This window comes from Bradyrhizobium sp. 23 (assembly GCF_023073295.1).
GTDB classification, from domain to species: domain Bacteria; phylum Pseudomonadota; class Alphaproteobacteria; order Rhizobiales; family Xanthobacteraceae; genus Bradyrhizobium; species Bradyrhizobium canariense_D.
In genome coordinates this window covers 412835-419963 of the sequence record NZ_JADPJF010000148.1, presented here as the reverse complement: position 1 = coordinate 419963, position 7129 = coordinate 412835, and the positions used below count along the sequence as shown (strand labels likewise).

At 64.9% G+C, this 7129-nt stretch carries 8 protein-coding genes and 1 pseudogene; 4 read left to right on the top strand and 5 right to left on the bottom strand.

Annotation, left to right across the window (positions count from 1 at the left end; all coding sequences use genetic code 11):
• On the top strand, positions 1–717 hold a 717-nt coding region (locus IVB32_RS35285; protein ID WP_247412876.1), incomplete at its 5' end, for a DUF2336 domain-containing protein.
• On the opposite strand, the gene IVB32_RS35280 is transcribed toward IVB32_RS35285, so the two are convergent.
• The 3 genes from IVB32_RS35280 to IVB32_RS35270 are packed head-to-tail and all read right to left on the bottom strand — an operon-like array spanning position 714 to position 3718.
• A complete protein-coding gene (locus tag IVB32_RS35280) occupies positions 714–1058 on the bottom strand; it encodes a DUF1491 family protein (protein WP_018458488.1) in 345 nt (114 codons plus the stop codon). The genes IVB32_RS35285 and IVB32_RS35280 overlap by 4 nt on opposite strands.
• Positions 1059–1113: 55 nt before the next feature.
• Positions 1114–1809, bottom strand: a complete 696-nt coding sequence (locus IVB32_RS35275) for a peptidoglycan-binding domain-containing protein (RefSeq protein ID WP_018458487.1) — start codon at positions 1807–1809, stop codon at positions 1114–1116.
• Positions 1802–3718, bottom strand: a complete 1917-nt coding sequence (locus IVB32_RS35270) for a PAS domain-containing sensor histidine kinase (protein WP_088930786.1) — start codon at positions 3716–3718, stop codon at positions 1802–1804. Before IVB32_RS35270 ends, IVB32_RS35275 begins: the two co-directional genes overlap by 8 nt.
• Positions 3719–4102: 384 nt before the next feature.
• Here IVB32_RS35270 and IVB32_RS35265 point away from each other — a divergent pair, with 384 nt between their 5' ends.
• Positions 4103–4528 carry a DUF5330 domain-containing protein gene (locus tag IVB32_RS35265; RefSeq protein ID WP_018458485.1) on the top strand — a complete coding sequence of 142 codons (426 nt, stop codon included), beginning with the start codon at positions 4103–4105 and terminating at the stop codon, positions 4526–4528.
• A gap of 68 nt (positions 4529–4596) precedes the next feature.
• Positions 4597–5028 carry a SufE family protein gene (locus tag IVB32_RS35260; protein WP_018456863.1) on the top strand — a complete coding sequence of 144 codons (432 nt, stop codon included), beginning with the start codon at positions 4597–4599 and terminating at the stop codon, positions 5026–5028.
• Positions 5029–5033: 5 nt separating this feature from the next.
• Here the strand turns inward: IVB32_RS35260 and IVB32_RS35255 are convergent, their stop codons facing one another.
• Together IVB32_RS35255 and IVB32_RS35250 are read right to left on the bottom strand one after the other, a co-directional pair.
• Complete coding sequence (locus IVB32_RS35255; protein WP_018456864.1) at positions 5034–5450, bottom strand: MucR family transcriptional regulator; 417 nt, start codon at positions 5448–5450, stop codon at positions 5034–5036.
• A gap of 189 nt (positions 5451–5639) precedes the next feature.
• Positions 5640–6515 (bottom strand): hypothetical protein, encoded by an 876-nt coding sequence (locus IVB32_RS35250; RefSeq protein WP_018456865.1) that lies wholly within the window; start codon positions 6513–6515, stop codon positions 5640–5642.
• A gap of 313 nt (positions 6516–6828) precedes the next feature.
• Here IVB32_RS35250 and IVB32_RS35245 point away from each other — a divergent pair.
• Positions 6829–7129: pseudogene (locus tag IVB32_RS35245) on the top strand (hypothetical protein); the annotation flags it as partial.

Sequence of the window (7129 nt, the reverse complement as noted above, 5' to 3'; positions counted from 1 at the left end):
GCGCAGGAGGGCCGCAGGGTTCCGCTCGCGCGCGAAACCCCGGCGCCCGCCTCTGCTCCCCCTCCTGCCCCCTTGCCGGTTCGCACGCCAAGCGACGCCGAGCTGCGCATGGCCTCGAACATGGCAATGCAGCCAACGGACGCGGCCGATATCCACGACATGTTCTTCCGCGCCGGCGCCCCCGAGCGCGCGCTGATCCTGCACAATCTGGCGCAGACCCCGCTGAAGGCGGCGCCGCGGATTCCGATCGTGCGCGCCAAGCGCGCGATCCAGATCCTCGAGATGGCGGCGATCGCGGGCGATGTCGAGAATTTCACCTCCGAGCTCGGCGACAGCCTGATCCTGCCCTCGCGCGTCGCAGCCCAGATCGTCGACGATGCAAGCGGCGAAGCGCTCGCAGTCGCCGCGCGCGCGCTCGACATGCCGAGCCCGGTGTTCCAGCGTATCCTGCTGTTCTTCAAGCCGGAGATCGGCAACTCCGTGACCGACGTGTACCGGCTGTCGCGTCTTTACGATCGCCTCAGCGATCGCGCGGCGCTGGTGATGCTGGCCGCCTGGCGCGGCTCGACGCTCGCCGTCACCCGCGCAAAGTACCAGCCCTCGCTGCATGACAGCGAGCGCCAGCGCGCACGTGTGGGCGCAAGCCAGACGCGCCCGGGCGTGCAGCCCGGCTCCGCGCCCGCGGTGCGGACAGGGACTGACGGATCGGATCGTTAGGCCTTCGCCAGCTCGAGAAAATGCCGCCCGGCGCGGTCTTCGGTCTCGACGATCCAGATATCGGAGTCGAAGCGGATTTCCTTGGTCAGGCGCTCCTCCACCGCGGGCTCCGGCATCGGTTGCGGCGCAAGCGGCACAAAGAAGCGATCGACCGGCCGACCGTCGTCATAAGAGGTCTGCGGCGCCGGCACATAGAGCATCGCATTGCCGTCAAGCAGCGAGACCTTCACGAACACCGCACCCGCCTCCTCCGCGCCGCGACGCCGCACCGCGCCGTACACGCCCTCGGTCTGGCACCGGCGCAGATAGGCTGAGACCCAGATATTTGATTTCAAACGCATGGAGCGCACGATAGGACAGCGCTGCAATCAGCACCAGCCTTCGCAACAGTCACGACTATTCGACGGGGTGTCCGATCGCGGCGCCGAGCTCGCGGAGCAGGCGGTCGGACAGCTGGCCGGTGACCTGCATCTTGTGCTCGCGCTCGAATTTCTGGATCGCGGACTGGGTCTCGGCGCCCATCGCCCCCGTGATCTTCAAATTCCCGTAGCCATATTCGGACAGCGCGCGCTGCACGCCGGCGATGCGCCGCGCGGCCGGGCTCTGCTGCACGGGGATCGGCGCCGGAGGACGCGTGACGGAGGGCGGCGCCGAAATCGTTTGCTTGACCAGATTGGTCATGGGATCGCCCGAGCGCGGCGTCGATGCGGTCGCCTCGACGGGCCTCTCCGGCGGCTTTTCCGCAGGTCTGGGTTCGGCACGAAACTCCGTCGCTCTCGGCTCGAGCGGCGAGGTATCGGCGCCGACGGGACGCGGACGCGGCAAGGGGTTCGACAGCGCCAGGGACGACGGTGCGGGAAGATTGATCACGGTGCCGAACATCGGCGCTGGATGCCGGCCGGTCTGCAGGAACAGCGCATTGGCAACGATCGCGCCGATGGCGGCAACGGCGACGAGACCGGCCAGGGTATCCTTGGGGCTATGCAGCAGCACGCGCAGCACGAGATTGCGCTCGGTCTCGACATCGATGACCGCGGCCTTGGCGCCACGGCGGCGCGGAGCGGCTTCGTCCTTGGCAGACTTTTTAGGCACTTTTCTTCACCAGAGCGGGTTGGTCCTGAACTTGGTCGTGAGGATGGTCCTGAACTTCCTGGCGTAGCACCGGCGTCAGGGTCGCGATCTTGCTCTCGCTCGCCTTGCTGTCGGACATCTTGCCATCAGAAGTCTTCATATCAGACGTCTTGGCTTGCGGCGTGTAGACGAGCGGCAGCTTGACGGTGACGGCAGTGCCCTCGCCGAGCCTGCTTTGTACCGTCAATTCGCCGAGATGCAACGCCACCAGGCTCTTCACGATCGAAAGTCCGAGGCCGGTGCCTTCGTGACGGCGCTGATAGGTCTTGCCGGCCTGGAAGAACGGCGCGCCGATGCGCTTGAGATCGTCAGGCGCGATGCCTATACCGGTGTCGCTGACGCGCAGCGCAAGCTGCGAGCCCGAGACCGCGGCCGTGACGGTGACCTGACCGCCACGCTCGGTGAACTTGACGGCGTTCGCGACGAGGTTGAGCACGATCTGCTTGAAGGCGCGCGGATCGCCGGTCATGACAGGCAGGTCCTGCGGCGCATCGGTGACGAGATCGACGCCGTTCTCCCGCGCCTTCAGCGCCAGCAGATTGCAGCAATGCATCAATGATGCACGCGGCGCGAACGGTTCGGACGCCATCTCGAAATTGCCCGACTCCATCTTGGACATGTCCAGGATGCCGTTGACGACCGAGAGCAGATGCTGGCCGGAATCGTTGATGAGCTGGGCGTATTCCCTCCGCTGGGCCGCGCCCAGCATCAAGGTCTGCTCCTGCGTGATCATCTCGGAGAAGCCGATGATGGCGTTCAGCGGCGTGCGCAGCTCATGGCTCATGGTGGCGAGGAAGCGCGTCTTGGCGGCGTCCGCCGCCTCTGCAGCGCTGCGCGCCTGATCGAACGCCTGCTCCCCCAGCTTGCGGTCGGTGACATCGCGCATCACGGCGACGACATCGGCCTCGCGCGTGGCATCACGGCCCAGATCCTGATCGAGCGGGCGGCAGCGCATCTCGACCCAGATGAAATCAACCTGGCCGCGCTCCGAGCCGGCACGCTCCCGGCGCAACCGGAACTCAACGCTACGCACGTCGCCGCGCGCGGCATCGGACAGCGCCGTCAGATACGCCGGCCGATCGGCGACATGGACGCGATCGAACAGGCCGTGGCCGAGCAGCTGCGCGACGGGCACGCCGAGCATGGCTTCCACCGCCGGTGAAATGAACTGCACCGCGCCGTTGCGCTGATGCCGCGAGATGACGTCGCTCATGTTCCGCGCCAGGAGGCGGTAACGCTCTTCCTCACGCAACAGGAGCGCAACGCTGGTGCGCGCGAGCGATTCCGCTCCGAAGGCCAGACCTGCGGCATAGAGCGTCGCCGAGGCGACGCCGAACGCTATCAGCACGCCGCGTTCCGCAGCGCTGGTATCGCCAATCGTCAGCCAGCCGAGCTGGCTGACGAGGATCAGGATGCCGGCGCAGGACAGCGCCAGCAGCGAGGCAAAGGCCGCGACGCGGCGCGAGGCCGACAGCGCAGCTTCGAGGGGAACGACAACCAGCCAGATTGCGGCGAATGATTCGATGCCGCCGGTCGTCACCGCAACCGCCATGATCAGGCCCGAGAGCGCCAGCGACGACAGCACATGCGCGCCTTCGTAACGGCCGGTGCGCGACAGGAACCAGGACAACAGGATCGGCGCAATCAGCCAGGCGAAGGCTGCCACCTCGATCGCGCTCGGCGCGCCGCGCATGGCGAGATAGACCGGGAATGCGGCAAAGGCGGCTAGGCTGCCGAGCAGCCGCGGGGCCATGAAGGCACGATGGCGCGCTCGCGTCAGCGCGTCGTAACGCGCGGAGGGATGCAGCAGCGCATCGAGACAATCGCGGATGATACTCAAAACTGTCACGGGTCTCGCGCTTCGGCTCATTCGTCGGGAAGACGCGCCGGAACGCCTCCTTATCGTTGAGCCACCGTGTCAGAGCGACCTTAAACGAACACTAAGGCATCGCGGCGCGCCGCCGGACACCCCGTCATCGCAGGGCTTTTTAGACGATTTGACGACGTCATCGGCGAGGATGGTGAACACAGGGTTTCACCGTGATGCGCATGGTTTCGAAATGGTGGACGGGCGTGGCGGCAGCGCTCACGGCACGGACGTCAATCGAAAATTTACGACACCATCGATAGCAAAGATTCTTGAGTCAATTTTCCGCGAATTAAGCGGAAGGCAATCACTTGCGATTTATCGAGAGTTGCTAGGTCCGACATCCGCGGAGATCGCCGCGGCGGGATCTAACATACAGGTCGCAAGATGCGCTTTCTGCTTCGCATCACATTCTGGCTCGGGCTGGTGCTGGTGCTCCTGCCGCGGGACAAGACGCCCGAATCGGACAAGCTGCCGCAGATCGGCGCTGCCGACGCGGTGCAGGCTGCGACCGCGGCCGTCTCCGACATGACCCAGTTCTGCAAGCGCCAGCCAGCGGCCTGCGAGGTCGGCGGACAGGCCGCCACCATCATCGGCCAGCGGGCGCAGGACGGCGCAAAGAAGATCTACCAGATCATCAACGACAAGAAAGAGCAGCTCGAGAAGCCCGACAAGAAGGCGCCCGACCACACCGGCTCGATCGCGCTGGCCGGCGAAGGCGATCTTGCTGCGAGCGAGGCGCCGCGCGACACCCTGTCCCAGGACGACCTCGCGCTGGAATGGCGCGGCCCGGCGCCCGCGACAGCGAATTAGGGCCCAAACCCTATCGATTTCGGCGCTTTGCGTCCCTATATTGGCCTGAACGGGAACTTTGGGCCAGCATGACGACGATCGATGAAATCAGGGATAATTTCGAGATTCTGGACGAGTGGGACGACCGCTATCGGTACGTCATCGAGCTCGGCCGCACCCTGGAACCGATGTCCGAAGCCGAGCATTCGGCCGAGAACAAGGTGAATGGCTGTGTCAGCCAGGTCTGGCTTCAGAAGCTGATTGATCGTCGCGATGACGGCGCGCCGATCCTGACATATCGCGGCGACAGTGACGCCCACATCGTGCGCGGGCTGGTCGCGATCGTGCTGTCGCTTTACTCCGGCCGCACGCCACAGGAGATTCTTGCGACCGACGCCATTGCCGTATTCGACGAGTTCGGCTTTCGCGACCATCTGACGCCGCAGCGTTCCAACGGCCTGCGCTCGATGGTCGAGCGGATCAAGACCGACGCGAAAGAGGCGCTCGCGGAAGCGTCGTAGAAACTCTACTTCCGCTTCCGCTGCTGCTGTCCCAGTCCCATCTGCTTCGCAAGCTGCGAGCGGGCCACCGCATAGTTCGGTGCGACCATGGGATAGTCGGCCGGCAGGCCCCATTTCTCGCGATATTGCTCCGGCGTCATGTTGTATTGGGTGCGCAGATGGCGCTTCAGCGACTTGAAGCGCTTGCCGTCTTCCAGACAAACCAGATAATCGGGCGCGATCGACTTCTTCAGCGAGACCGCCGGCTTCGCTGGCTCGAGCGGCGCCGTCTCGGTGCGGCCTGACGAAACGCGCACCAGCGCGCCATGCACCTGGCTGATCAGATTCGGAATCTCAGCCGCAGGCGTTGGATTGTTGCTGAGATAGGCCGACACGATGCCCGCCGTCAGCTCAACGAAATTCTTAGCCCCAGCATCCGACATAAGCCCCGCCTTTCTCCACCTTGCGTCTCACGCGAGAGACGACGCCAAAGTATTCCGTGTCAACAATACGTTCGGCTGAAATGGGACGACTAAGGAATCCGGGCTGATTACTGACGAAGTGACAAGAACACCACCGCTTTACTTGTCTACGCTAGCCTTTGCCTGCACCAGATTTGCCTGCGCCCGCTCTCAAGCGCCGCGCTGGTCGAGGTGGGAGCGCAGCTCGTCGATCGAGGCAAAGCGCATCATCCCCTCAGGCATCTGGGCTTCGATCGAGCCATCGGAATAGAGCGAATAAGCCATGCCGTCGACGATGCCGGATTTGAGCACGGTCACAGGCGCCTGCTCGGCCGCAGCCGCAGGCTCGGGTGCGGGCGGCGGAGCAGGCTCAGCGAAGGTCGACGGCGAGCGCGGTGGCGGGCGCCGCGCGGCGGCCGGCGGCTCCGGAGGCCTCATACGGTCCGGCTTCGGCCAGGCGTCGTCAAAGCTCGCAGGCGGCGTCTCCGGGGCGGCAGGCTCCGCCGACGGCTCGGCATGCGGCAGCGGCGGCAAGCCCTCGCCGGTCTTCGCTTCCGCGCGCTCACGCTCCTTGCGGGAGGTCGAGGCGAACAACAGGTTGCGCCGGCGCGGCGGTTCCGGAACCTCAGGCGGGCTCGGAGCTTCCGGCGCTGGCGGCGGCTCGACGCGCGGACGCTCGCGCGCGGCTGCTTCGTTCTGCCAAGGCGGCGGTCCTGCGGCCGGCAATGGCGGCGCCGGCTCCATCTTCTCGGCGCCCGCCGGCTCAGGCGCGGGGGCAGGCGTCCCGGCCATCCCGAGACCCGGCAGCACGGGCCTGACCCGAACGTCGGATGGTGCAATTGATCCAGCCAGCCGGCGAGCGATGCCCTTCAACTCCGCGACCACCACGTAGAGGCCGGCCAGTAACAGTCCGGAGCAGACGCCGATGGTACCGGAGATTATGAGGGTACTGCCGAGACTGAATTCCCTGACGGTGAAGCCGAACAGGATCGCAAGGAGGCCCGCCAAAACGGCGAAAATCCCCGCGATCAACAATGCCAACGCCATCGAACTCACCCCCGGCCGCGCAGCCATACGCGACACTCGTCACGCCACGATACCGTCATCCGGTGTTCCACGCCAACGTCGAATTATAGGCTGCGTTCCTAAAGGAAAGGAAATCAGGGACTTATTCACATTCCCTTCAGCTACGGCTCGCTACTTCTAGGCTGCTCTCAAGTTGGTCGGATTTGCTGCGTTGCATCAGGAATTTAGCCATAATGCCCAATTACTTGGTAATGGAACTGCGCTATAGGGATTCCGGGGAGCAGGCCCGCGCGCACCAGCAGGGCCAAGAGGGGATTCCGGGTCACCAATAGCCATGACATCCATCACGACTTCGGCGATCGACACGCCTCTGCGGCGCTCGGTTGAACGGACTTGCGACGATCTCGCCATGCTGGTGCTGGCTGCGGTCGCCGTCATTGCAGGCTTGACCTTCCGCGACTATGGGCTCGGCTGGGACGACTACACCCACGCCGAATATGCCGACCTGCTGCTGCGCATGTTCGGTTCCGGTTTCAAGGACACCGCGGCACTCTCCTTCGCCAACCTCTATATGTATGGCGGCGGCTTCGACATGGTCGCGGCCCTCCTGCACAAGGTGATTCCGCTCGAGCTGT